The 23,945-nt window shown below is 38.1% G+C and carries 28 protein-coding genes and 1 riboswitch; of the genes, 2 read left to right on the top strand and 26 right to left on the bottom strand.

Annotated features, from left to right (window positions below; all coding sequences use genetic code 11):
* Positions 1-93 precede the first annotated feature (93 nt).
* The 10 genes from thiC to B5Y67_RS05640 all read right to left on the bottom strand — a co-directional run bounded on the left by thiC (position 94) and on the right by B5Y67_RS05640 (position 10,181).
* A complete protein-coding gene (gene thiC, locus B5Y67_RS05590; protein WP_088225548.1) occupies positions 94-1,398 on the bottom strand; it encodes a phosphomethylpyrimidine synthase ThiC in 1,305 nt (434 codons plus the stop codon).
* A gap of 134 nt (positions 1,399-1,532) precedes the next feature.
* Entirely contained in the window at positions 1,533-2,174 is a 642-nt protein-coding gene (thiE, locus tag B5Y67_RS05595) for a thiamine phosphate synthase (protein ID WP_088225549.1), read from the bottom strand.
* Positions 2,161-2,982 carry a hydroxyethylthiazole kinase gene (thiM, locus tag B5Y67_RS05600; protein ID WP_088225550.1) on the bottom strand — a complete coding sequence of 274 codons (822 nt, stop codon included), beginning with the start codon at positions 2,980-2,982 and terminating at the stop codon, positions 2,161-2,163. The genes thiE and thiM overlap by 14 nt, the downstream gene beginning before the upstream one ends.
* Positions 2,983-3,064: 82 nt before the next feature.
* A riboswitch (TPP riboswitch) is annotated at positions 3,065-3,172 on the bottom strand.
* A 236-nt stretch (positions 3,173-3,408) separates the two neighbouring features.
* Positions 3,409-5,637, bottom strand: a complete 2,229-nt coding sequence (locus B5Y67_RS05605) for a UvrD-helicase domain-containing protein (RefSeq protein WP_088225551.1) — start codon at positions 5,635-5,637, stop codon at positions 3,409-3,411.
* Positions 5,638-6,010: 373 nt separating this feature from the next.
* Entirely contained in the window at positions 6,011-6,856 is an 846-nt protein-coding gene (locus B5Y67_RS05610) for an SDR family oxidoreductase (RefSeq protein WP_088225552.1), read from the bottom strand.
* 955 nt (positions 6,857-7,811) lie between these two features.
* The gene (locus tag B5Y67_RS05620; protein WP_088225553.1) at positions 7,812-7,985 is read right to left on the bottom strand and encodes an aspartyl-phosphate phosphatase Spo0E family protein; all 174 of its coding nucleotides are present in this window, start codon (positions 7,983-7,985) and stop codon (positions 7,812-7,814) included.
* A 59-nt stretch (positions 7,986-8,044) separates the two neighbouring features.
* The gene (locus B5Y67_RS05625) at positions 8,045-8,260 is read right to left on the bottom strand and encodes a S8 family serine peptidase (protein ID WP_088225554.1); all 216 of its coding nucleotides are present in this window, start codon (positions 8,258-8,260) and stop codon (positions 8,045-8,047) included.
* Between the two features lie 131 nt (positions 8,261-8,391).
* Complete coding sequence (locus B5Y67_RS05630; protein WP_088225555.1) at positions 8,392-9,000, bottom strand: hypothetical protein; 609 nt, start codon at positions 8,998-9,000, stop codon at positions 8,392-8,394.
* A 271-nt stretch (positions 9,001-9,271) separates the two neighbouring features.
* A complete protein-coding gene (locus B5Y67_RS05635) occupies positions 9,272-9,601 on the bottom strand; it encodes a TfoX/Sxy family protein (protein ID WP_088225556.1) in 330 nt (109 codons plus the stop codon).
* A gap of 127 nt (positions 9,602-9,728) precedes the next feature.
* The gene (locus B5Y67_RS05640) at positions 9,729-10,181 is read right to left on the bottom strand and encodes a DinB family protein (protein ID WP_088225557.1); all 453 of its coding nucleotides are present in this window, start codon (positions 10,179-10,181) and stop codon (positions 9,729-9,731) included.
* A gap of 397 nt (positions 10,182-10,578) precedes the next feature.
* Here B5Y67_RS05640 and B5Y67_RS25210 point away from each other — a divergent pair, with 397 nt between their 5' ends.
* Positions 10,579-10,752 (top strand): hypothetical protein, encoded by a 174-nt coding sequence (locus B5Y67_RS25210; RefSeq protein ID WP_170932600.1) that lies wholly within the window; start codon positions 10,579-10,581, stop codon positions 10,750-10,752.
* A complete protein-coding gene (locus tag B5Y67_RS05645) occupies positions 10,745-11,041 on the top strand; it encodes a hypothetical protein (protein ID WP_088225558.1) in 297 nt (98 codons plus the stop codon). The genes B5Y67_RS25210 and B5Y67_RS05645 overlap by 8 nt, the downstream gene beginning before the upstream one ends.
* On the opposite strand, the gene B5Y67_RS05650 is transcribed toward B5Y67_RS05645, so the two are convergent.
* From B5Y67_RS05650 to B5Y67_RS05725, 16 genes are all read right to left on the bottom strand, one after another.
* Positions 11,004-11,966, bottom strand: a complete 963-nt coding sequence (locus B5Y67_RS05650) for a YafY family protein (RefSeq protein WP_088225559.1) — start codon at positions 11,964-11,966, stop codon at positions 11,004-11,006. The two genes, B5Y67_RS05645 and B5Y67_RS05650, sit on opposite strands and share 38 nt — an antisense overlap.
* Positions 11,967-12,386: 420 nt before the next feature.
* Positions 12,387-12,866, bottom strand: coding sequence for a GNAT family N-acetyltransferase (locus tag B5Y67_RS05655; protein ID WP_242975878.1), 480 nt, complete (start codon positions 12,864-12,866; stop codon positions 12,387-12,389).
* A 99-nt stretch (positions 12,867-12,965) separates the two neighbouring features.
* On the bottom strand, positions 12,966-13,421 hold the full coding sequence (locus tag B5Y67_RS05660) for a GNAT family N-acetyltransferase (protein ID WP_088225560.1): 456 nt from the start codon (positions 13,419-13,421) through the stop codon (positions 12,966-12,968).
* 927 nt (positions 13,422-14,348) lie between these two features.
* Complete coding sequence (locus B5Y67_RS05670; RefSeq protein ID WP_088225562.1) at positions 14,349-15,749, bottom strand: P-loop NTPase fold protein; 1,401 nt, start codon at positions 15,747-15,749, stop codon at positions 14,349-14,351.
* A gap of 340 nt (positions 15,750-16,089) precedes the next feature.
* Positions 16,090-16,377 carry a zinc ribbon domain-containing protein gene (locus B5Y67_RS05675; RefSeq protein WP_088225563.1) on the bottom strand — a complete coding sequence of 96 codons (288 nt, stop codon included), beginning with the start codon at positions 16,375-16,377 and terminating at the stop codon, positions 16,090-16,092.
* Positions 16,378-16,611: 234 nt separating this feature from the next.
* Positions 16,612-17,586, bottom strand: coding sequence for a GNAT family N-acetyltransferase (locus B5Y67_RS05680; RefSeq protein ID WP_088225564.1), 975 nt, complete (start codon positions 17,584-17,586; stop codon positions 16,612-16,614).
* Between the two features lie 75 nt (positions 17,587-17,661).
* On the bottom strand, positions 17,662-18,090 hold the full coding sequence (locus B5Y67_RS05685; protein WP_088225565.1) for a GNAT family N-acetyltransferase: 429 nt from the start codon (positions 18,088-18,090) through the stop codon (positions 17,662-17,664).
* A gap of 205 nt (positions 18,091-18,295) precedes the next feature.
* Complete coding sequence (locus tag B5Y67_RS05690; protein WP_088225566.1) at positions 18,296-18,547, bottom strand: hypothetical protein; 252 nt, start codon at positions 18,545-18,547, stop codon at positions 18,296-18,298.
* A 172-nt stretch (positions 18,548-18,719) separates the two neighbouring features.
* On the bottom strand, positions 18,720-19,349 hold the full coding sequence (locus B5Y67_RS05695) for a class I SAM-dependent methyltransferase (protein ID WP_242975879.1): 630 nt from the start codon (positions 19,347-19,349) through the stop codon (positions 18,720-18,722).
* Between the two features lie 315 nt (positions 19,350-19,664).
* Positions 19,665-20,090: a hypothetical protein gene (locus B5Y67_RS05700; RefSeq protein ID WP_242975881.1), complete on the bottom strand. Its 426-nt coding sequence runs from the start codon at positions 20,088-20,090 to the stop codon at positions 19,665-19,667.
* Positions 20,077-20,208 (bottom strand): hypothetical protein, encoded by a 132-nt coding sequence (locus B5Y67_RS26160; protein ID WP_282432758.1) that lies wholly within the window; start codon positions 20,206-20,208, stop codon positions 20,077-20,079. Before B5Y67_RS26160 ends, B5Y67_RS05700 begins: the two co-directional genes overlap by 14 nt.
* A 175-nt stretch (positions 20,209-20,383) precedes the next feature.
* The gene (locus B5Y67_RS05705; protein WP_282432759.1) at positions 20,384-21,016 is read right to left on the bottom strand and encodes a group II intron maturase-specific domain-containing protein; all 633 of its coding nucleotides are present in this window, start codon (positions 21,014-21,016) and stop codon (positions 20,384-20,386) included.
* 33 nt (positions 21,017-21,049) lie between these two features.
* Positions 21,050-21,484: a GNAT family N-acetyltransferase gene (locus B5Y67_RS05710; protein ID WP_088225567.1), complete on the bottom strand. Its 435-nt coding sequence runs from the start codon at positions 21,482-21,484 to the stop codon at positions 21,050-21,052.
* A gap of 151 nt (positions 21,485-21,635) precedes the next feature.
* Positions 21,636-21,902 (bottom strand): hypothetical protein, encoded by a 267-nt coding sequence (locus tag B5Y67_RS25215; protein ID WP_088225568.1) that lies wholly within the window; start codon positions 21,900-21,902, stop codon positions 21,636-21,638.
* 62 nt (positions 21,903-21,964) lie between these two features.
* Positions 21,965-22,417 (bottom strand): stage III sporulation protein AH, encoded by a 453-nt coding sequence (locus tag B5Y67_RS05720; RefSeq protein ID WP_088225569.1) that lies wholly within the window; start codon positions 22,415-22,417, stop codon positions 21,965-21,967.
* A 105-nt stretch (positions 22,418-22,522) separates the two neighbouring features.
* On the bottom strand, positions 22,523-23,293 hold the full coding sequence (locus tag B5Y67_RS05725; protein ID WP_088225570.1) for a sugar phosphate isomerase/epimerase family protein: 771 nt from the start codon (positions 23,291-23,293) through the stop codon (positions 22,523-22,525).
* Between the last annotated feature and the right edge of the window lie 652 nt (positions 23,294-23,945).

Genomic DNA, 23,945 nt, shown 5'->3' on the forward strand with positions numbered 1-23,945 from the left:
CGTGCATTGAGGATACAAAAAAGATGCCGTATGACGCTGAGATCCTCCTGGTGGCTGGGTATATTCAGAAATATAACACGCACGAATCCTTTACTACAAAATATCGATATGCTCTCCTGCAAGTGCTTTGTTCATACTTCTTATCGCACAAAACTTTCCACACATGGAACAGGTGTCTTCATGCTCAGGTTTCCTATCCGCTCGGATTTTTTTTGCCGTTTCCGGGTCAATCGCGCACTCCCATTGTGCTTCCCAGTCAAAAACTTTTCTTGCATCTGCCATCCTGTCATCAATCTCCCTTGCCCCTCTTACACCCTTGGCAATGTCTGCTGCGTGGGCAGCAATCTTGGAAGCAATAATCCCCTGCTTTACATCCTCTAAATTCGGCAGTGCCAGGTGCTCTGCAGGTGTCACATAACATAAAAATGCTGCACCAGCTGAAGCTGCAATGGCACCCCCGATTGCTGATGTAATATGGTCATAGCCAGGTGCTATATCCGTTACCAATGGTCCTAATACATAAAATGGTGCCCCATTACAAATAGTCTGCTGGATTTTCATGTTGGCAGCAATCTGATCAATCGGCATATGGCCCGGTCCTTCCACCATTACCTGGACATCCTTTTCCCAGGCTCTTTTGGTTAGTTCACCGAGCCGCACAAGTTCCTCAATCTGACACACATCGGAAGCGTCTGCAAGGCATCCCGGCCTGCAGGCATCGCCTAATGATATTGTCACATCATATTCACGGCATATATCAAGAATTTCATCGTAGTACTCGTAAAAAGGATTCTCTTCACCAGTCATGCACATCCATGCAAATACCAGAGAGCCTCCTCTGGATACTATATTCATTTTTCTTTTATGCTTTTTAATCTGTTCTATGGTTTTCTTGGTAATACCGCAGTGCAAGGTTACAAAATCAACCCCGTCCTCGGCATGAAACCTTACCACATCAATAAAATCTTTTGCTTTAAGGGTGCTTAAATCTCTCTGGTAGTGGATAACAGAATCATATACCGGCACCGTCCCTATCATAGCCGGACATTCCGCTGTAAGCTTTCTTCTGAAAGGAATTGTATTTCCGTGTGACGATAAATCCATAATTGCATGGGCGCCCATATTAACTGCTTCCATCACTTTTTCCATTTCCATATCATAATCCTTGCAGTCTTTTGAGACTCCGAGGTTTACATTGATCTTTGTTTTCAGCATGGAGCCCACTCCCTGCGGGTCGATACATTTATGATTTTTATTTGCACATATTACCACTTTTCCTGCTGCAACCAACAGCTTCAGTTCCTCAACAGTCATCAGCTCTTTTTGGGCTACTTTTTTCAGTTCTTCAGTAATAATTCCTTTTCTTGCAGCTTCCATCTGCGTTGCATATTCCCTCATTGCCATTTCTCCCCCTTATTGATATTTCATGCGCGGTTAAGCGGTCCTCTTCCTTTTTCCAGATCAATGCCTTTAGTAAGAACCAAAGCAATAGCACTGATAAAGCTCATCCTGATCAAAGATTATACTCGTAATCATGCCGTCACTATCTTTTCGGTTAATCCTTTCAGCTCAGATGCGGCCTTTTCAATGTCTATCTGAGCGAAGAATGCGCTGATTACGGCTATTCCGCATATTCCGGAACCTGACAATTCCATTACATTATCTTTGCTGATACCGCCAATCGCCACAACAGGAATACTGACAGCTTTACAGATTTCTTTTAAGATTTCAGAGCTCACATCCTCTGCGTCAGCCTTGGAGCCGGTAGGAAATACAGCCCCGACTCCTAGGTAATCTGCGCCTCTTTTTTCTGCCAATACTGCCTGTTCCACCGTCTGTGCCGATACTCCAAGAATTTTATCCTTGCCAATCAGTTCACGTACATTGCCTGCCTCCATATCATTTTGTCCTACATGGACTCCATCTGCATCCACAGCAACGGCTATATCAACATTATCATTGATGACAAAGGGGACATGATATTTTTCACACAAGCCTTTTATCTCTTTAGCTTCTTCTAAGAATTTTTCATACTCCAATTCTTTTTCCCTAAGCTGTATAAAGGTTGCACCACCTTTCAGCGCTTTCTCCACCACACCTCCGAGAGTCCCATCACCCAGCCAGGACCTGTCTGTAACAGCATACAAAAGCAAATCCCTTTTATCGCACTTCATACCTTGCTCCTTTTTCCAGTGTTTCCCCGTCCATGTTATAGATGGCATCAATAATTCTGTTCCGGTATGTAGCATTTCCATCAGAAGGCTGCATATTGCTCCATCCGATTTCTCCTGCAAGACCCATGGTGCACACCGCTGCTGCAACTGCTTCAAGCTCATTTTCAGGATTGGCTGCAAGAAAGGCCGTCATCATTCCGGAGAGCTGACAGCCTGTGCCTGTGATTTTACCCATTTCCGATCTTCCATTTCTGATGACATAGCACTTATCTCCATCCGTAACAAGGTCAATAGCTCCCGTCACTGCTATGATGCCGCCTGCCTTTTCCGCAAAGACTTTAACAAACGCAACAGTGCTATCAAGAGAAGCTTCCGTTATGGCATCTGCAACATCAGCGTCAACGCCCTTCGTACTCCCGCTTCCAAGTGCTAAGGTCTTGATTTCTGAAATATTTCCTCTGATTGCATTAAACTTGATCTCTTTCATCAGCTTTACTGCCGTATCTGTACGAAGCTTGCTTGCTCCTGCGCCAACCGGGTCAAGCAAAACCTTATGTCCTAGTTCATTTGCTTTCTTTCCTGCAAGAAACATGGACGGTATTGTATTTCTGTTCAGCGTTCCGATATTAATGTTCAGACCGCCGCAAATGGAGGTAATTTCTTCCACATCTTCCAAATCATCCGACATGATCGGACTTCCCCCACACGCAAGAAGCACATTTGCAACATCGTTCACGGTTACATAGTTTGTAATATTGTGAACAAGAGGTACATTTTTACGGACATTTTCGATACATTCTTTAATCATAATATCTCCTTTCGCAAATACAAACTGAAAGGCATGTCAACATAAAAAACTGCATACATACCAATGAAAGTATATATGCAGCAATCTCTGCTAAGTATATCCCTACGTTGGCATTACCCAAATCAGGTTACGGGTCTAAGCATACAGCTTACTCTCAGCCAGCTTATCGCAAGCTCCCCTTTGTATTTTCTTGTAATTATACTACAGCATAACGAAAAATCAACCATGAATAATTAACATACGCATTTTGAGTTTCGCATTTTAAGCCCCATTAAATATAACTTTTATGGTGGTACCTTTTCCAAGATTCAGAGTATGAGTTTTCTTAAACGATCAACGGTCCCGACGTGGGTTGATGTAAATGTAATGAAATACAATTTGGGGCATGTAGTAGTCTAGCCAATCTACCGCAAGGTGTTTCGTTAATTAAATCAAGGGGCTTTTATCTCCTTTATAATAAATAACCAGTCGATGGAGTGCTCGTGTACAGGTAATGTACAGTAATTGTCTATCGAAATCACTCGCATAGTTTTCTTTACTAACATCATAAGCGATCACAACATCAAATTCTAATCCCTTTGCCATATAAGTTGGAATAACCAATGTACCTTTTGTAACTTCCCCTCCTCGAGGTTTAATAAGTGTTAGTTGCACCGATTTTTTCAACCGACTAAACACCTTTTCTGCATCTTCTTGAGTTTTACATATGACGGCTACGGATTCATACCCTTGCTCTGTAGACTTCGCTATATCTTCAATAATCGACTGATCCATTGCCTCTAATGTTTCTCGAGGGATAACCTTGGGTTCCTCACCATGCCGTTCAATAGAACTATAACCGTGTTGGGTCCCTTCACCTAGTAGAGACTGTGTGAAGGTGTTGATTTCACAGGTCGACCTATACCCTTTATTTAAAGACAGCTTAATCGTCTTACCTTTATTGAGTATCTCTGAAATATCGTCGTATAGTGAACCTTCTGTTGTTTTTTCAATCGTCTGATTGATGTCTCCTAAGACAGTATAGGTTGCATTATTATACAACATCTTAAAAACCTCGTATTGCAGAGGAGTATAATCCTGGGCTTCATCAATGACCACATGTTTGATCCCCGAAACCACATCATTCCCTTTGATTTTTAACTTCAAATAAAGAAGCGGGACATAATCTTCATAGTGCACTTGCCCCTTTCGTAGATTTTGAAGCGTTGTTGAAATAATTTCTTCAATAGTTTCCGGAAGTGTTAGACCTTGCGCCAACTTGAGCAAAAGCCCACGGTTCTTGAACAGCAGCATATACAAGTCATTATAATCAATGTTCGTGAATTTTTGAATTCGTTCCCGAAAAGCCACTGCTTGTCTGATGGCTAACAATCGGCTAAAGGACTTTATTTCAAACTCATGCCCTTCACTTTTTTCCACAATCTTTTCCAAGCGTTGGAGTCTCTTTTTCTGTAATGGATGGACTTTTTTCAAGAGGAACGTCTCGATGATTTTGAGCTGTTTGGCCATCGGTATTCCAATTTCATTGTGCAGAAAACGGTTCTTTAGCTGTTGCCTCGTCGCTAGGATTGTTCCATTATAATAGACATCCTCAAAGAGAATAAGACGATGAGCGTAATACCATAATAGTCTATCAAGAATTTGCTTAAATACCCTCGAACCCTTGAAATCGATGCTTTGCCGCCGAACGTCATCACTCGCCTTCCCTCGGGAATGTATCAATGTTTCAATCTGCATATCCCTTGTTTCTTCCCCAAACCTGCCTTGAAAAGCCTCAGAGATTAAATCGTCAAAAACGCTTTGCTTCACGTTTTCTTCCCCCAGCTCAGGAAGAACACTCGAAATATAGTGACTAAAAACGGTGTTGGGAGATATTATGACGACTTCATTCGATCGCAGATTGGAATTAAGACCCTCATAAAGGAGAAAGGCAATCCTATGCAGTGCAATCGATGTTTTGCCACTACCCGCTGCACCTTGTACAATTAAGAGCTCGTGATCCCTATCCCTTATAATGACGTCTTGTTCCTTTTGAATTGTTTCGATAATATTTTTCATTTTGGCTGAAGTATTATGACTTAGTACTTCCTGCAGTATTTCGTCTGTAATTCTGACACCGCAATCGAAAAAGTATTTTAGCTTTGAATCTCGAATCTTATATTGCCTTTTCAGAGAAACATCTCCCCGACTAACCCCTGCCGGAGTGTCATACATTACTTCACCTAGTTCATACCTATAAAATATACTTGAAATGGGTGCGCGCCAGTCATAAACGTAGACTTGACCCGTGCTCCTATCCATTAAATTGTAAAGTCCAACGTATATCTTTTCTTTTTCACTCAAACCTTTCTCTATAAAATCAAACCGACCAAAGTAAGGTGAATTGATCATTTTCTTGAGGTTCTTGATACGCCGTGGATTGTAACTAGAGATATAATTATTAATTTGCATAGAATGCAGGTTTATATCTACAAGACTTTCAAAGTCACTCGAAGCATGAAGGGTGTTTTCGTACATATCCTTTCTAGCGACGATTAAATCACTCTTTTTCTCTTCTAAATTCTTCGCTTCTTTTTCCACTTCTTCCTCGATAAAAGCCAATGCCTTCCTAAGATACTCAATCTCCTCTTGATAATTTTCTTGGTAACTGTCCATCGGATCACGCTCCTATACTAAGAATCTTAAAGAAGCAGCTTGACATTTCTATGGTATTTGTGTTAAAATGTATATGAATAATGCAATATAATTTGATTTATTGCATCTATTTCCTATTATATAATAAATCCATCTTCAAGTATAGTAAAAAAGCAAAAAACAATTTTGAGCGATGTCAAATAGACAGAGATAACATCATCATACTAAGAAGTTTCGACTCCGATAATCTATAGGAGTCGTACTTCTTAGTATTTTTTTACTCAAAAACAAAATGCGTTGGCGTGAGAACCTCACGTCAACGCATTAAATATTTCAACCGTATTATAGGCCCATAACAAACTTACAATGAAGTAACACTAACACACGCAGTAGATTATTTATTGAAATAGTGGCCTTGCTCCAAATCCGCAATCAATCCTGGTTGCACCGGGTTCCACCCCAATATCTCTTTTGTACGTGCAGAGTTTCCCGGCATTAGACTTGGAATATCAAGTGCAGCCAATGCACCAAGAAATCCGAAGTGAGTATTTGCTTCTTCACGGGAAATGCTTACCACCGGAACGTTTAAGTGTTTTCCGATAGTACTGGCAATTTCACGAAAGGGAATTCCTTCTTCGCCTCTTCCCGTAAAATATGAACCAGCCGGTGCTTTTTCTATTGCCAGACGAAAAAGCTTAGCAGCATCAAGCCTATGAACAGCCGGCCATCGATTAGCTCCTTCTTCAACATAGGCAGATACTCCTTTTGAACGTGCAATACCGATAAGTTGTGGAATAAATCCATGACTATCCGCATCACTATGCACGGAGGGTGCAAGACTAATGACAGCGGAGCGAACCCCTCTCTCAGCTAAAGCTAATGTAGCCTTATCCGAGGCATCCCCATTGGCATGTGCAGTGGTCATAAATGGTTTTCCAGTATCTATAAGGGTTTCACCTATTGCGTTAATTACATTTAAATCAATGGCAAGGGATCCTGCGAAATCTGAAAAATCATGTCGAAAAGCCATATGAATAACACCTTCAGCCATGGAAGCACCTTTACAAAGACATTCCGTATCTTCCAGCGTCCCCATCAGTGCTTCCGCTCCTATATTTTCTAATTTTTTGGCCCCCTCTTCCGAACGTGTTAATCCAATCACTTTATATCCAGCATCAATGAGTTCTTGGGCAACAGCAGAACCGATATAACCTGTTGCTCCAGTGACAAAAATACGCATAGTATAATCCTCCTTAAAAGTTGATCAGTGAACACAAGTGCCTCACTTCGTACATTTTGTCGGATCATCCTATAACAACTCCATAGTAACTTTCCCCCTTTTGCAACAATTGCATTCATATTACAAGTTAGATAATTTAATATTTGTAACTGCAATACGAATTATATCACCTCAAATCACAAATTACAACAATATAAATATGTAACTTGTAATAAAACTAATATTTATTTTCCGGATAATGAAATATTAGTTTTGATGACAGCTATTATGTAAGAACGTGTTATAAATGTTCGTCGCTTCCAGCTTAATTATGCTTTTGCAAAGCATGTGAAAAGTCTCGACATACAAATAACGCCCACAACAATTCCTATTTGGAACGTCAGGGGCTTAAAAGTTTGCTTCCATCGTATTTGGAGTTTTGTCAACCAAGTGCGGACCCTCAGGTAAGTGTTATGAGAGGAGAAGGCTAACCGTCCTCTCCTGCGCGATTCATTTATTAGGATTTTCAAGTCCTCTTATTAGAAGATTTACCACAGATTCTATGTTTTGTTTCCGATCAGGATCTTCGAATGAGTTTGGGTGGATAAAAACGCTGGTTGCAAGATATACAGATCTTGCCACACTGTTTTCGCCGTAGGATAGGGGCTTCCAGCAAGCCCAAAATGCAAGATGGTGAAAATAACCAAGAAAAAGCCAAAAGACCAGACCATCCTAAAAATATGGAACAATCTGGCGATTACTGTTTTCAAAATCATAACACTCTCAAGGGAAGCTTAGCTTGGTTATTATACAATTAACACCTATATTTTGAGAGCCGCATGTATGGGGAGCGGCTTTCAGAGTGTCCTTTTTCTTAAACTTGTGACAGTCTCCAAATGCTGCGTTCACAGGTACATATTGGATAAAATTATGTCTCTTAGCCCCGAGCACAATACCGAAGACCACTTTATCTCAATTATTTGTCCTCTTTTATCCTCATAAGTATTCCTTGGTATCTATCCAAAGCTGTATGTAATTCGTGGCATGCTGCCACAGTTTCTGGATCAGTAAAGGAGTTATTCTTTTGTACGTTGATGGTGCTTGAGCGCAATTCTTTAATTTGGTTTATAATTTTATCTAATTCAGACACTAGCATCCCTCCCATTAGTTCAGTGATTAGTGTTTCCATACACGATACGAAAATTAGGATTACCAAATAGCCTTTTTGTGGGGACGTTTTTCATAATTCTTATCACTTTTATTAATATCAGCTGAATTTAATATTATTTCCATAGTTTTTTTCGGACTTAATGATGGGTTTTCGACCATTATTGCTGCTGCTAAACAAATCACTAAAGGTGCTGCTGCAGAAGTTCCATTAATACGACATATATTAGTAGTTTTATTTCCTTTTGAATCAGACATATATAATGCAGGATTGAAGGGGTACGCCAGCTGACCAGCGGCTAGCGTTTATGACATGGCGGGTATTTGGGCTTGAGGGTAGCGCGGTGCGGGATGAAAGATTGCCGAAATTGGCATTAAAACCACTCAGTCTAAAAATTTGGACTAGATACCTTTAATATATAAAAGAGCAAAAAGGCGAGAAATAATCCAATTAGAATAATTGCAAAAAGAATTCCAATCACTGTCCCTTCAATTAGAGTTTCATTTGCATAACCTTTAAGTTCTTCAGTATTGCTTCTATCTATTTTCTTGATATGTCTGTAGAATGAAATATTTGAAACTATTAAACTCATCAAAGCGCTCGGAAAAAAATAGTAGAACGCAGATCTTCCATAACCAATCGGATGACTATTTGGAGTTACAATTCCTAGATATATTATAATGACTGCAAAAAACATAATAAATGTTAATTGTCTATTTTTTAGTTTATTATACTCAATGCCGAGTTTCTCACGCTCATAGGCATATAATGGCTTCAATGAGGGAATTAACTTACCTATAATAATTTCGCCATGACTACGGTTCATTAATTCAATTATTATATAACATAAACATACTGCACCAGCTAAAATGCAAAATGTTTTTAATGATTTTATTTGTAGGCAAACGATACTAGTTATTGCTAAAACAAATAGCGATAGAATATAGTTTATGAGCATTTGTTTCCTACGCAATTTTTTTAGTACTAGCTCTTCCATCTAGATCTCCTACCTTAAAATGATAGCCCTTAATAATTTCCAGTACGTGCTTCATTCGGGATTTCTAAATAATACAACAATTCCACAAATGCCCTCTATTTCCTGCAATAAGTACGAGAAAAGAGCGTCTAAAAACGCTCCGCTTATTATGCACCAACACTCCCATCATGTGACGCGCTCCCTCAGCCTCCAGCTTTCCGGTTCGGTGAGCGCCTTTGGATAAGTAATGACATCCTGCGGGATTAGCTGTTAGGGGGTTCTTATTTCTGTACTATGGATTATTGCTCTTTTTCTTCTTAGGCTTTGGAAGCGGAATTAACGGCTCTAATATTGTTATGATCTGTTTACTAAATTCAGATTTATCTATGTCCAATATATAATGTTCCTTTGCTCCATCATATGGAAAACCCTTCTCAGCATCTTTCATCTTTTCACTGATAGGGTCAAGTATTTTCACAAAAACTGTATTGTCACAGACCAGAAGTAATGGTTTCTCATTCACATAAACAATATACTCTCCAAACATTTTCTTATATCTGATCGCGCCCACATTCGAAATCTGTTCGCAGACATAATCAATGTAGTCTAAACTAGTAGCCAAAATATTTCACCCCCATGGCATTGTAACTAAAAAATCCCCGCACCAAACACTCCGCCACTTGACTCCTAGATAACCTTTATACGTGGCGGCTATTTCTTCTTGAGGTTGCGGGGCGCGAGGTGGCTATCTATATTTCAGATGTTCCAAACATCTGGATCAAGTGATGATCTAAATGCCTCAAATAATCTTGAATAAGCTCTGAAAAAGTAAAGAATTTATTATTGCCGATATCGCATGTGTATGATAATTTCTCTTCCGGAATATTAGAGACAACTCTAACAATTTGCCTATTTATAGCTGTCCAAAGTCCAATAACCTCATCAAACGGTATATTTTGATAATCCTGAATTGATACCCAGTCATTTTGTTTATATGGCACAACAACAAACGGCTGCTCTTCAAACTGAATCCTGATAAACCTATGGTAATTATTCGTGGCGGAATCACACAAATGTCCAAGAATTTCTTTCTTTGACCATTTGCCCTTGGGCTTTGCAACAATTTCCTCTTCAGAAAATTGATTTACCCTACTTGGAAGTACTTCAATTAAGTAATTTAACCTTTTGATTATCTTTTCCATCCTTTACCCCTCACTTTTGAATAATTCCAAATCTTTATGTTATGAAATAATTAAACTCTCCCATCAACACATCCCCTCTACAGGATAAATATCTTTCCTTTAGTGCCCACTATGCCTTTTCCTTAGATCTCTGTAATCCTGCAAGTGGTAATGAAAAAGTCTTGTTGAAAATCTTGTTGGGACTCAAGAAGGAACTTCCTAGTCCCTGTTCCAAGAGTGGCAGATATTGAGGAATTAAATCATAAGCTTTGGGATGCTTGCATTCATTATCGCGAGAGCCATAAAGTACAACATCGTGCTGACCCTGTAAAAGTAATGTACCAAGAAGAGGTAAGGTTATTGAATCCAATACCCAGATTTAGGTTCGATACGAGTAGGACCGTGATAGCAAAGGTGGATGATTTTTCCACAGTACGCTATGAGAAAAACAACTACTCAGTTCCCACAAGATATCTTAGAAGAAGCGTTACCGTTAAAGGATACGCCAATAGCATTAGCATCCTTCATGAAGGAACAGAAATTGCTAACTTCTCCCGCCAGTATGGCTCAGGCAACACGAAGTATTGCTTAGAGCATTACATCGATCTTCTCGAAAGAAAGCCACATTTTTACAAAATGCTAAGCCTGTCAAGGAGACACTTACCCAAGAACTTCTGGCCTGGGGCAGTCAATTACCAGGTGGAAATAAAGAGATGGTTAAGCTCCTGAGGTTATGTGTCGATTATGGAGAGGAGCACATTCTAGCCATTAAAAAACGTATTCCCGACCAGATCGTTCCTACCGTAGATATGGCTTCACTGACAACTACTGTCAGTGAAGCTATCATGATTGATAATATTCCATTAATTCCGATGCAATAGAAATAAGCTTTTTCTTTAAACTCTGCGGTTCAATCACTTGAATAGCCTTTCCGTAAGATAAGAGAAAATGGGGTACATATGCATGAAGTGCTCTTTCGTCTAATAAAAAAACTGCTTGATTTGATGTACGCTCTTTCAGGTGATGACCTAAAAACCAATGAATACACAAATCGTCCAAAGCTTCTGACCTGCCACAAATAATTATTGAGGCCAACCCATCCTTACTTTCAGAATCCGGTAAAAGATTTTGAATGAAAAATCTCCTGGCAGAAAAGGCTTCCGGCCTTTTAAACATCATTTGCGTCCGTTGTATCCGAAAAATCCGTTCTGCCCGAAAGCTTCTGATTTCATTTCGAAGATGGCAAAATCCAACCGTATACCATTTATTGTTCCAATAGAGCATTCCATAAGGGTCAATCACTCTTGTCCGAGGTTGTTCATCATGGCTTGTACGGTATTCAATTTCAACAGAATATTCGTCTGCTACAGCCCGCTCCAGTTCTTCCAATGTCAGCTTAACAGACGGGGCAATATCACGGTTTAACACTTCGAAACCGGCTAAGTGGCGATTGAGGATACTTTCCTGTTCCCGGTTTGAATACATTTTTAATTTTTGTGTTGCATTGTTTAACGACTCACTGAAAGGGTATCCCGCTTCGTTGGCAAATACGGCGGCATGAAGCAGTGCTTTTTGTTCTTCAATATCGAAAAACAAAGGTGCATGGATAAAATTACTCAGTAAACTATATCCACCGTTCTGTCCTGCATCTGATACAATCGGTACTCCGCTTGCGCAGAGCGAATCAATATAACGGTAAACAGTTCGTATATTTATTTCTAATTTTTCCGCTATTTGCTTCGCAGTTATTTTTGATCCAGAATTAAGCATCCATAAAATCGCCAGCAAATTATCGTTTTTTGCCATTGGACATCCTCCTTTCCTACCTTTATTCTATCCTACCCAAATAAGAATTAGAGGAACTTGACAGGCGACGCTATAAGAGAAGAATATGAATAAATGGCACAACATTTATTACATAGATTCAGAGGAAATTACATTCGTGATCGAGTATTGGGTGAAAATATATCAGAGTTACTCAATCTATAAGTTTTCTAGGTCAACCTTTAGACCTACCGAGTCACCGAAGGAATTTCACCTTGTGCGGAACCTGTTGAGGCGGATTCCCAGCACCTACTCATTCACCCCATCACGATGTGACGATGTGACGCATCCCTCATCCCTTCAGTTTGGTGAGCGCCTTTGGGATAGGTAATGGCAGTTAGGGATAACTGGATTTTGTGGAGTTCGAGGACTTGGGTATTAACTGTGCAACCGAAGATCATGTCAAGCCAAATAATCTGAGTCATATGGATACTTAGCAAATGCAGTTTTATGATGCTTAAACCCTAACTTTCTATAGAACTCCTCGTTTCCAAAAGTCGATGTCAAATGAATGCATAGGTGCTCGTTTTCTTTTAGCAATCCAGCAATCAGACCTTTACCGATTCCTAATTTCTGATATTCCGGCAAGACACCTACATCAAAGATCATTCCATAACAAACTCCATCCGACAACATCCTGGCCGCTCCAATTAGTTTTTCATTTCTCCAAGCTGTTACTACCTTATAGCTTTGTTCAAATGCCTTACGAATCTTGTCATGATCCTTTGTTTTCCCATAGCCAGCAACTAATCCAACCTCATCATATATTTGAAAGAGCTGTTGCCAATCGATACAGTCTATACCAATCTTGTAGTTAAACATGCTTTCACTCCGATTTAAAACTTTGCTCATTCTATCTGGATTTTTAACCAGCCCCAACATGCAACCCATCCTTTCAGCTTTCCGGTTCGGTGAGCACCTTTGGATTGGTAAGGACATCCCGAAGTATTGGCTGTTAGGTTACTAAATAGTAAACAGAAGTCATAATTCCTTCGTCATAAAAACACTATTTGGGTCCTCTATGTAATCCGCAAACGGCTTACAATATTGGAACCCGAAATTTGTATATAATCTTCTAGCCGGTTCGAAAGCATTTATTGAACCCGTTTCCAAACTCAATCTCCGATATCCGCGCACCTTGGCCTCTTCAATAATATGTTGAAGAACGCCTTTAGCAATACCCTTTCTGCGATGCGTTGAGGAAGTTCGCATTGATTTGATCTCTCCGTGTTGTCTATCCAGTTCTTTTAGAGCTCCGCACCCAACTAATTCATCGCCTTCCCAAGCGCTCCAAAAAGTAACTTCAGGTTTTCTTAGGGATTCAAGACCGAGCGCATGCATACTCTCCGGCGGAGACTGAAGGACCATACTTTGAAGATGCTCTCTCACTAATTCAGCAACTTGTGGCCCAGATAAATCATCTATTTTAAGATACATAGAAATACCTCCAATGGATGGAACTTAGTTTATTGACCTGCTTGATCACCAGCTAATCTTTATCCGGCTATTTCTTCTTGAGGTTAGCGGAGGGCAGCGGACGGGGTGATTCACTCTCGTTGAAGTGTCAGAAATAATAATATTATAGAACAAGAAACTAAGTTGTATTGGATCAAAAAGATTAATATTAATATTAATACTCATGCGCTGTAAAGACCAGTTTAATTTTTATTTTTACAATACCATTTTTAAATAAAACTCAAAAAAACTCGTAAAATATTCAATGAATATTTATAATAAACTATTCTCCTAAGAATTCAAGTTAACTTGTTCACACATTCGAAAAATTAAATATTCTTGTTTTATCCAATACCCTTTTTGCTGGTTAATAATAAAGTCAATGGATTGTTTCATGATGTCACAAAAAACAGGATATAATTTGCGCAATAATTTGTCATGAGTTACCTCATGAATAGTTGGACAATTCTTATCATCTGGCCAATCTTTTTTATCATCTTCGAGCAAGTTTTTGAAATCTGGAATAGTAGATTTGATCCCCCAATAGTTGCATAATGAAGTATAGATAGAATATAGATGTAGGGTTAAAAAAAACTCACTGTCATGTACAAAGATAACAATATTCCTTCCTTAAATGCTCTTTCCATATTTCATACCTTTTATTGTCCTGGTTGCAGAATTCAATTATCATCTGCGAGTTTGTGAGGGCCGTGGTTTCAGAGTTATATTACCTAAATATGGATAACGGAAAGTTGGGTATTGAAGTTTCACTTAAACGTTTTGGGCATTACCGAGCTTCAGATCATATTCATCTTGCAGCAATGCCTTGTCAAAAGAAAGAAGTAACCGTTTACATTTAATTCAATCGACAAATATTTTTTATACGAGTATTGGTCTATAAATATATACTTAACTAACAAATTGCTGCGATATTTCTATCTTATCAAATAAATATTTAAGATGATCGCTAAAACCCCAATTTAAATTACTCATAAGGTGATTTATATGTTCTAATCGTTGTTTATGATCGGATTCAATTTCTGGATTCTTTAAAGGCTCATAGTAATGTTTTTGGATAAAGTCATGAACTTCTTTATTTTTGTTTAAATAGTTACAAACAGAAGACATAACATTTGCCTCTAATAATAAACCTATTTGTGTTTTCATAAAGACATATGTAGTATCCAATGAGTATAAATATTCATAAATTTCTTCTTCTTTACATTGTCCTTGCTTAAGTTTCCTATATAAATCCGGATTATGATTCTTTAAGAATATTAGAAATACAAGAAGTACAGGATACATAAACTTATTATCTGGAATTGTTCTCAGAACAATACTTATTTGAGTAAAACACTGTTCTATCGTTCTTAGTGAAAAGTTAACTAAACTAAAAAGATTAAAAGATATTTTTATAAAATGCTCATGATCATAGCGTAGTTCGGGATGTGTTCGCTTCTCGAAAAAGGCATTAAACTGGAATCGTTCTACTAAAAACTTGCAAAATAATTCTGTATTAGGAGCCGGCAGATAATAGTTTAAGTCAATAAACCTTCGCAAATACCCATCTGTATCAAATTGATTTCCATAAATCGCCTTTATTGAATAGCCTAATTCTATTTTATCTATGGAAATTACGAATAGAATATTTTTTACATTAAACAAGTGTTTGGCTTTTTCTAAAACTTCAATTGCGAAATTTGGTCTACACCTATCTAACTCGTCTATAAAAAAAATCAACGGTTTATTACTTTCGCCATATAAACTTTGAGCGAAATTTTCTAATTCCTGCTTAAAGTTCATAATGTCTTCTTGCCTTTTCTCATAGCTTTCTATACTATCAAGTGCAAATTTTTCTGTTGCAGACGAGATTAAGTCTTTAGCCATTTCATTAGTATCGATTATGCCGGCTGTTGCCAATTTAACAACTACAGGTATCGATCTTTTTAGTATTTTAGCACTTACTGTTTTAACATTACTAAACAACTTACTTGACGTAGTCTCATCAGGTGCTGTTTGAATACCTTTTTTAAGCTCTGCTACCAAAGCAGAAAGTGCATCATTGCTGATATCGTTTTCCCACGCATTAAAGTGAATTACTTTATATTCGTTATTCTCTAGGTATTGTTTCCACATTGAGATGAAAGTAGTTTTGCCACTTCCCCATTTCGAGTCAATCGATAAGACAAAAGGTTCGTCTATTGTCGAAATTAACTGAGTTAATATAATTGCATTTTCTGCACGGTTAAGAACATCAAATTGAAAAGGATTGTCCTTTGGCACCTGTATTTTTGGAGCTTTAACTAACATAATTTAATTCCTCCACTTGAGAATAAATTAGTATTATCATCCTAGACCCCTCTCTACCACTATAATTAGAATTCCCATTAGTCGAGTAAACCCAGGGAATTTCAACCTGAGTTTCTCACGGAACCGAAGGTGAAAGTCTCCTTTCATTCGGCTCTTGTTATCCAACCGACGGGCGAAGCCCCATCCGCCAGTGGTAAAATAGATTTGGTTGCTCCTTACAAATGCGACCGAGCAATTTATGAGACTTCTAGTTGGTTTGGTCACTTACACTTTTTCGAGGTTTTGGGGAGGTACTCCCCTATTTGTCCTAAGAAAGATCAGTAATATCAATGGGTTTGAGTTATGAAACTAATTCATATATATAAAAATATATAGAAAGTTCAAACAATGCGAGAGCGAAAGCAATAACAACTATCATCGAATAAGACGGTAACTTGATTCCGATTATGCTCTCCGTGGTCGTAGAAGAAGAGCCATTTGAAATAGTAGACTTGATATCAATCGGCAGTGCAAGAAAGAGATAAATAACGCTCATTTTGAGTTTCGCCCCGCAATGAGGACATGTACTGGCTGTCTTTGCCACTTCTTTTAAACATGTTTTGCATGTTGTCAATTGATTTGTAGCCATAGTAATACCTCATCCGCTTTACTTACTTGTTCTTATGTATTCTCTGTTGTGATTTCGAAATAATTTGCCAGCAAAAAAAATTTACATTACATTTTTGATCCTTGCGTCCTCTATAAAGAACGAAAGAACGTTACGGTGTTTTTTACTCCTTTCTAAATCTCTAGTTCTCTCCTTAACCGTAATTTTCTTCGGTATTCCTAACATACCCTGAAAGATTTACTATTCATAAACTATCTATTCCTTCACATAGCGCCCGAAAACTTTTTCTTCCCTTTTAACTACGTACCCCATTGATTCATACAATGTAAGTGCGTTTCTGTTCTTGCTCATTACCTCTAGCCTTGCTTCTCTTAGGCCATGTTGAGCTAAGTAATTTAAGCCCTCCATAATTAAATATTTTGCTATTCCACGTCCTCTCCAATTGGGTATAACAAATATTTCCTCTGTAAATCCGCACGTTTCAATTCCGTTATTGTTCAGGGTTTCATCCCAATAGACCATAATACTACCCACAATCTCTCCACTGATGTCAAAGGCACTAATTGCCGTACCCGTTGCCCATTGCGGAGACTGTAACAAATACTCTAGCGCTTCAATAGTTGTAGGAGAATCAAGAAATGAAAGATTGTCTGCTTTTATGTATTTTTGTCGTTCTTCTTTTGTTTCAATCTTCCATTTTCTGATCTCAATATCTTTCGTTATTGATTGATTCGGAATCTGGATCGTCAAATCCCTAGTCATCTGAAACAAACTTTCAGTATGAATGAACCCTCTGGAAAGGAAATATTTAATTGCTTCTATCTCACTTAAGAGAAGGCCTGTACATAATCGAACACTTCTCTCCGGTAACGACTTGCTAATGGTAGCTACTCTTTCGAGTACTTTCTTAATCATGTTATCTTTTATTTCGTCTTGATTTTCCTGTATCGGATCGACCTTGACTTCAATCCATAAACTATGAGGCAAATTATTTGGGACATCGTCATCGACTGGCCTTGGAAAAATCGAAGCATAAGCTATCATCTTATCTTTACTGTCAAATCCGCAGAAAATGTTCTTTCCCTCTTCATAAACTGGATGAGCTGGATGCCTTAAATTATCATCTGTACATATAGATACCTCGGTATATATTCTACTGTACTTATTCTGTAATTCCATTACTTGAGCAATGTCACCAGGAACATAATTTCGTATATATAAATCTTCCATTTAAAATCAGCCCCTTCTCAAATTAGAGTTCAGCTATTTATACTTCAAACAACGTTTAAAATAAGATCGGGATATTCAATTTTCTTTTACGGAGGTACAATGAAAACCAAAGTGTTTCAGGATTTTCTCACTGGCAACATTGTCTACAATAACATCTGCATAAAAGATTGCAGATGTATATTTTGTTTGCATATAGTTTAAAAGCCATTCTATTGCTTGGGTGGCGATTCCTCTGTTCCAGAACGTTTTCTTAAAGTGATAGAAACTGCCATACTCCTCTTTTATTTTACTGATACATGGGCAGCCAATTACACCTGCCAATTCACCTTTGTACCTGATCACAAACACGTCAAAGACTGCCAGGCGACAAATTCTTTGCTGAATTTCGCTTAAAGAACAAGGGGCATGAATGTTGGTAAAACAAATTACATCTTCATCTCCCCAAAGGGACAACAAGTCCTCCGCGTGAATTTCTGCAAGGGGTTCATATTGCAAATCGTTCATGAAATCACCACCTAATATAAATAATCTGACACTCACAAATTCTGAACAGAAAAAGATAAATGATCAATTCCCTTAAACTCTTTAACCATAATGGACTTGATGGAATTTTTATTTTAGGTGCAACATATGTAATGCACATCTGACAACTTCCACCGATACTCCTACAATCATCTTCAATCAATATATCAGGCCGTACACTTTCAAATTATGTTTTTATATTTTTGCCTTTTTTCTCTCTGAAATAAAGCTTTGACCCAGCAAACCCATAGTTTTTAAGCAACGAGGCAATCTCCTCAGCCTGTTTCCCCCTTCGAGATGTGCAAAACATTATTTTAGCATTTTGCTGATACCAAGTTTCAATTAAGGAAACTACATTACCGATGGGGACATAAGTTCTGTGATTGTAAAGTGAGAATAGCGATTTGGGCTTTAATATAGTCCCTTCTGCAAAAATCATAATTCTAATCTTTGAATGTTAGGAATTTGATAATTCGATATGTGGCAACGATCCTTCCTCCTAACGTAAGAGTATGCTCATAAGGGGAAACTAAACATATTTTACGCCTTTGGAAACGGAAGCTAACTAAGATTATATGGATTAATGCGGAACAATGCGAATTATAACAAGGCTACTCCTGTAATTTCGCTTCCAAATAAACAAGGGGAAAGGCTGCTTTGAGCACCTTCCATGTTTGTACGGAAAAACCGTTTTGATTGATGAAGTCAACATACTCTTCCGGTTTCCATTTGGAATAGGTTTCAAACCCAATCATCTTTAGCAAAAAAGCGTTCAACTTCCATGTTGAATCTCTCAAGTGACCATGTGAAAAGGTAGGCGCTATCAGTAGACCGTTTGGTTTTAGGACTCTTCTGATGTTTTTTAGTACCACTCCCGGGTCTGGCATGATGTGAAGAGCGTTTGATATGATTACAGCATCGAAAGTTTGATCTAAAAAAGAGAGCGCGGTAGCATTTTCAACTGAGAAATGCACGTTGTCGGGTGCTCTTTTTTTCATTGCGGCCTCTATCATTTTGGGCGAAAAATCAGTAGCCACAATCGATTGCAAGGAATCGGCAATATTAATTGCAATTAATCCGGTACCCGTTGCAATTTCAAGCACTTTCATCTCTTTCGTAAGTGCTCCCGATATAAGTCTGTACATTTCTGAATAGGCTGAACGGTTAAACCTGCCAATCTCAATATCATATATCTTCGCGTAGCGATTCCAGAAATTTTTATTATTTCGATCTTTTTTCAAAATTTATTCCCTCTTTATATGCGCATTATAGCCATACTGTTTGTTAACTTTATCGCCTTATCGTGAATCTCCGATTATATAAAAACCCGTCACTTGATAAACTCTGAGTACTTCGTATTTTTAGCCAAATGGCATATGGCTTAGCGAAGTTTATTGAAAAGAAAAGTACTAATGCGAAGTCAATTATAAGATCCACTCCTAGTTATAAATTGGTCCCATTCCAAACCCTTTATGCTTGTTCAAATCATATACCCTGATAACATACTTGTTCTTTTCAATAGTATCCGTAAACTCTTTTCCACCATCAACCTTAATTTAATACTTGCTTGGTTGATCATCGGTAATCATACCGAAAAATACGCCATAAACTTTCTCTGAATTAGTCCCTTCATTAGTAACCAATACCGAAGGGGACCCCTGAAAGAAGATATCATATTTGTATTTATTATTTGGAAGACGTTTAAACACTGCTAATCCAGTCACTTGAGGAAAATTCGGGGTTGGCGAGTATGCTAAAAGCAGTAAATGCAAATTGTCAATGTCTTTTTCTAACTCAATAGTAAAGTTTATTGGCTTACCCTGAAACCAGTATTGGTCAATACATTTCACTAGTTCATCGTGTGTTAAATCTTTGTTCGCAATGTATGCTTGACTATTGGGGTAAAAGGAAAATCCATAAGACCCAATTATCAGTAGGATACCAACTAATAGTATTAGAAATTTTGCTTTATCCTTTGTCATTAATATCCCACCTAACAGCAAAGATCAAGACGGCAATGCTCAATTGAATTAGGGCATCATTAATGTCATGTTCTTCGAGTTTAATAAGTGCCTCTTGAACTCTCGCACTAATCGCCATTGTACTGCACCCTTCCATAACCCAAGCTTTTTACATATTTTCAACTTAATGAGTTACCCATTATTGAATATAATTACAAGTATCCTTAGTCTCCATTAGTCGAGTAAACCCAGGGAATTTCACCCTGAGTTTCTCACAGAACCGAACGTGAAAGTCTCCTTTCATTCGGCTCTTGTTATCCAACCGACGGGCGAAGCCCCATCTGCCAGTGGTAAAATAAATTTGGTTGTTCCAGACAAATGCGACCGAGCAATTTATGGGACTTCAAATGCTTTCTGCCTGTCGATTTATATTTGTACCTAATACACTGGATCAGCGTGAGATTTACATAATTGAGAACATTTCTTGTCTCGCCCGCACTGTATTTGTAAAAGTAATTCATCCAACCTCTAAGAACAGGATTCATCAATTCCGCCAACACTTCAAGTAACGCAGTTTTGTGGTTTCTTCGTATCTCTCTGATACTGTCTCGCAGGTGTTGACTTGCTCCTTTGCTGACTGCTGGTGTAAAACCATTGAAATAGTTGCCAAATTTGCTTTTCAATATGCACCTCCGAAAAGTGTATCCAAGAAAATCAAAGGACTCATGCTCATAATGATCTGGATTCACATCACTTCTGCAATATACAATTTTCGTTTTACCGGGATGTAATTCCAATTTGCATTCTGCCATGCGTTTATTGAGCTGAACCAGCAGCACTTTTGCTTCTTTCTCTGTCCGGCAATGAATTACAGCATCGTCTGCATATCTTTCCCAAGGATTTTGTGGATGCTTATGTTCCATCCACCAATCAAATGCATAATGCATAATCGTGTCAGCGCTTGGATTTTTCGCTTATCATCAAGGTTCAACTGTATTTACCGTCAATTGCTTTACAAAATAATGCCGTTTACTGGTTAGTGGATATTCCTCTAATGTGAAGACTTCCTGATATCCTGACTTTATATAAAAATTCTTGGCTTGAAAACTAAAAGTATCAACAAATGAATATTTACAACCTCTTTTTATTGCTTCTTCTTCAGCATCTTTTAACAGCTTTGAACCTATTCTCTGCCCTCTTATTTTCTCATCAATCCATAATAATGATATTTTTAACCAATTACCATGAGTTTCTGCTGAAATTCCCCCCATGGTATTGCCATTTTCATCATTAACGAAAATTGCAAGGGGTATAACCACATTTAACTCTATACGGGAAAGATTGTATTTTCTCAAATTGTCTAGAATTTCACCTATATCTTGGTCTTTTGGATTATCAGTCATCATATATTTCATAAAATCCTCCATCTTTAATTGTAAGTTTCTGATTTCAATTTATATACAGTTGTATGGTTCGTGGCGAAAAGTTGCTGGTTTTACTTGACTGCTTACACTTGCGTTCTATAGCGAAAGATTATGACTATAGCACCAGCAATTAATGCTAGTGCTACTTTTTATTGAGTTTATGACCTCTATTTCCTATTCCAAAAGCTAACCCATACACTACTCCAAAAGCTATTGCGTTAACCAAACTATTTTTATCTGTCGATAATAAATTATCTTTTGTCATGAAGAATACAATCAAAATTCCTATGCTACAGACTAAACCTATAAATTCTTTTCCCTTCGGTATTAAACGTCCTATCTTTTGCCCTAGAAAGAAAGCTATTGCACAGAAGATTATCAAGCAAATTAAATTTATTACAGGAGGCAACTTTCCTCACCCTTTTTTATCCTTAAGTCCGAGAAAGAAGGTTATGTTAAGCAACATAGAATTCACTTATTATCAATCCTATATATCAGTTCGCTTATTTTTGTAAGTTGTTCGACTTCCAAATCATTCTTCGTAACAATATTGCAAATTCGTTCATGCGCTGTATTGATAAGCCACTCCTCATTCCCTTTCAAGAAACATAAATCATCTGGTAGGTTTGGTGCACGCCAATTGAATAATGAATTAGTTATTTCTTTAACTATATCTTTACTGTTCTCTGAAGTATAAAAATAATAGACTTTTGCGGTTGGAACGGAAAAGGTACCGGGCCATCGATTCTGTTCCTTAAAATAAATAAAATCTGGCTCTAATGCTTTCAACAACATATCAAACGATTTTTTATTATACGAGAGCTGACTATGTTTAATAAAAAGAAATGTATCACATGTGTCAAAAGCAAGCTGGATCAGCTTTTTATAACTATCTCCTTTTGGCTCATTTAAAACAATTCTCATTATCTTCCTCCAGTAAGTTAATACAACTCACTTCCATGTTTTGGGGCAAAATTCCTCCCTGACTCGGTTCGCTAAACTCCCATTTTACGGAGTTATATAGAATCCTTATTGATTATTGAATCTTAATGCTTCCAGCCTTTTCGCTCGTTCAAACGCTTTATGTAAAAATTTCTCTGCCGTTAAATCCTTATAATCCCAATTCATGGCCTCTATTGAAGTCGCACCTGAGTAACCTGTTTCCGTAATTTTTTTCATGATTGTAGACCAATCAAGTGTACCGTCAAAGGGTAACCGGTGGATATGACTTCCACCATTATCATGTAAATGTAGGGCCATCATCCGGGAACCGTACATGGATAATAAATCATTGCTCGGATAGTGGCGGTAGTGATGTGCGCAGTCATAACAAAATCCGATACGAAGGAAATCCACTTGCTCCAGCATATATGATAAATTGGTTAGGTTCTGTAAATTCTCCAGCGCAATATTGACGCCAAGCTTTTCCGCTTTTTCAGCGATTCTCTTGATTCTATCCAGTCCCAATGCGTTGTATGGCTTGCCTTCATCGGGCAGATGCACCACCATTGTCGGAATCTCAAATTCGGCGCAATCTGCAACGCATCGCAAATAGCAATTGATTGCTGATTCGCCGTTAAGATTGTCCAGCCAGATGTTGTCTTGGATTTGGAATGGTGTGTGGATATTTTCTATAAAAAGACCAGCTTCGCGCACAATTTGCGGCCCGTTCCGGTAATCGTTCCGACCAAGGTGTTCGCTCCACCATAGTAAAACGCCATCAAATCCCGCTTCTTTTATTAACTGATAACGTTCCTTAATCGGCAATTCATAGTCAAACCAGTCATAAATAGTAATCATAATCCAAGTTTCCTTCGCTTATAGCGTTTGTATTATATAAGTACCTGTCACTTGAATAAACTCTGGGTAACTTCGCATTTTAAGCCTAACGTAACCTCTCAACTTCGCAGATGAAACGGCTACAAAATGGACATAGGCACAACTCGATTTTACAATCAATTACGTTTTGTCTACTCACACTAGGATTCGAGAGAACTACACATCCCACTTTGTCATCTCCATAGAAGTTACCTCTATGGCTTCCACATTCTTCCTCCATTTCCTCCTAAGATCACCATAAATATTCCAGGATCAAACAAAAAGCGCCAAGTCGTCAAACCTATCGTTTCTTGTAATCATTAACTTGTCTTCAAACTTAGTCGCGCATCATATAGAATTGATAGTTTAAATAGAACCAATATACAGTTACGGAATAACGGCATAACGGAATAACGAATTAACCTATTTTCTGTAAACTCATTGGGCTCCTACCTTCCCTAAATGGGAGTTTAGCGAAGCAAAAGTTTCGAGTTAAAGGGCACTGAAACTACTTTGCCATAGTGCCAAAGTATCCAAGAATGAAACTTTTTGTACGTCCTCGAGAGACAGTTAAGAAATCTTAACTATTGGGTGATATAGTGATTTAGCGTAAGAAAGGGAAAAACAGACTTTA

The sequence above is a fragment of the Desulfosporosinus sp. FKB genome, from assembly GCF_002196705.1.
Taxonomy (GTDB): domain Bacteria; phylum Bacillota; class Desulfitobacteriia; order Desulfitobacteriales; family Desulfitobacteriaceae; genus Desulfosporosinus.

Coding starts and splice junctions, on each gene's coding strand:
- B5Y67_RS05625 (WP_088225554.1), bottom strand. CDS start 8,260: ATGTCTGATTCAAAAGGAAATAAAACTACTAATATATGTCGTATTAAT.
- B5Y67_RS05720 (WP_088225569.1), bottom strand. CDS start 22,417: ATGAGAATTGTTTTAAATGAGCCAAAAGGAGATAGTTATAAAAAGCTG.
- B5Y67_RS05605 (WP_088225551.1), bottom strand. CDS start 5,637: ATGGACAGTTACCAAGAAAATTATCAAGAGGAGATTGAGTATCTTAGG.
- thiM (WP_088225550.1), bottom strand. CDS start 2,982: ATGATTAAAGAATGTATCGAAAATGTCCGTAAAAATGTACCTCTTGTT.
- B5Y67_RS05690 (WP_088225566.1), bottom strand. CDS start 18,547: ATGATTTTTGCAGAAGGGACTATATTAAAGCCCAAATCGCTATTCTCA.
- B5Y67_RS05725 (WP_088225570.1), bottom strand. CDS start 23,293: ATGATTACTATTTATGACTGGTTTGACTATGAATTGCCGATTAAGGAA.
- B5Y67_RS05700 (WP_242975881.1), bottom strand. CDS start 20,090: ATGACAAAGGATAAAGCAAAATTTCTAATACTATTAGTTGGTATCCTA.
- B5Y67_RS05710 (WP_088225567.1), bottom strand. CDS start 21,484: ATGAAATATATGATGACTGATAATCCAAAAGACCAAGATATAGGTGAA.
- B5Y67_RS26160 (WP_282432758.1), bottom strand. CDS start 20,208: ATGGCGATTAGTGCGAGAGTTCAAGAGGCACTTATTAAACTCGAAGAA.
- B5Y67_RS05640 (WP_088225557.1), bottom strand. CDS start 10,181: ATGGAAAAGATAATCAAAAGGTTAAATTACTTAATTGAAGTACTTCCA.
- B5Y67_RS25210 (WP_170932600.1), top strand. CDS start 10,579: ATGATTTTTCCACAGTACGCTATGAGAAAAACAACTACTCAGTTCCCA.
- B5Y67_RS05675 (WP_088225563.1), bottom strand. CDS start 16,377: ATGGCTACAAATCAATTGACAACATGCAAAACATGTTTAAAAGAAGTG.
- B5Y67_RS05680 (WP_088225564.1), bottom strand. CDS start 17,586: ATGGAAGATTTATATATACGAAATTATGTTCCTGGTGACATTGCTCAA.
- B5Y67_RS05655 (WP_242975878.1), bottom strand. CDS start 12,866: ATGTTGGGGCTGGTTAAAAATCCAGATAGAATGAGCAAAGTTTTAAAT.
- B5Y67_RS05685 (WP_088225565.1), bottom strand. CDS start 18,090: ATGAACGATTTGCAATATGAACCCCTTGCAGAAATTCACGCGGAGGAC.
- thiC (WP_088225548.1), bottom strand. CDS start 1,398: ATGAGGGAATATGCAACGCAGATGGAAGCTGCAAGAAAAGGAATTATT.
- B5Y67_RS05630 (WP_088225555.1), bottom strand. CDS start 9,000: ATGGAAGAGCTAGTACTAAAAAAATTGCGTAGGAAACAAATGCTCATA.
- B5Y67_RS05650 (WP_088225559.1), bottom strand. CDS start 11,966: ATGGCAAAAAACGATAATTTGCTGGCGATTTTATGGATGCTTAATTCT.
- B5Y67_RS05705 (WP_282432759.1), bottom strand. CDS start 21,016: ATGCATTATGCATTTGATTGGTGGATGGAACATAAGCATCCACAAAAT.
- B5Y67_RS05660 (WP_088225560.1), bottom strand. CDS start 13,421: ATGTATCTTAAAATAGATGATTTATCTGGGCCACAAGTTGCTGAATTA.
- B5Y67_RS05670 (WP_088225562.1), bottom strand. CDS start 15,749: ATGTTAGTTAAAGCTCCAAAAATACAGGTGCCAAAGGACAATCCTTTT.
- thiE (WP_088225549.1), bottom strand. CDS start 2,174: ATGAAGTGCGATAAAAGGGATTTGCTTTTGTATGCTGTTACAGACAGG.
- B5Y67_RS05610 (WP_088225552.1), bottom strand. CDS start 6,856: ATGCGTATTTTTGTCACTGGAGCAACAGGTTATATCGGTTCTGCTGTT.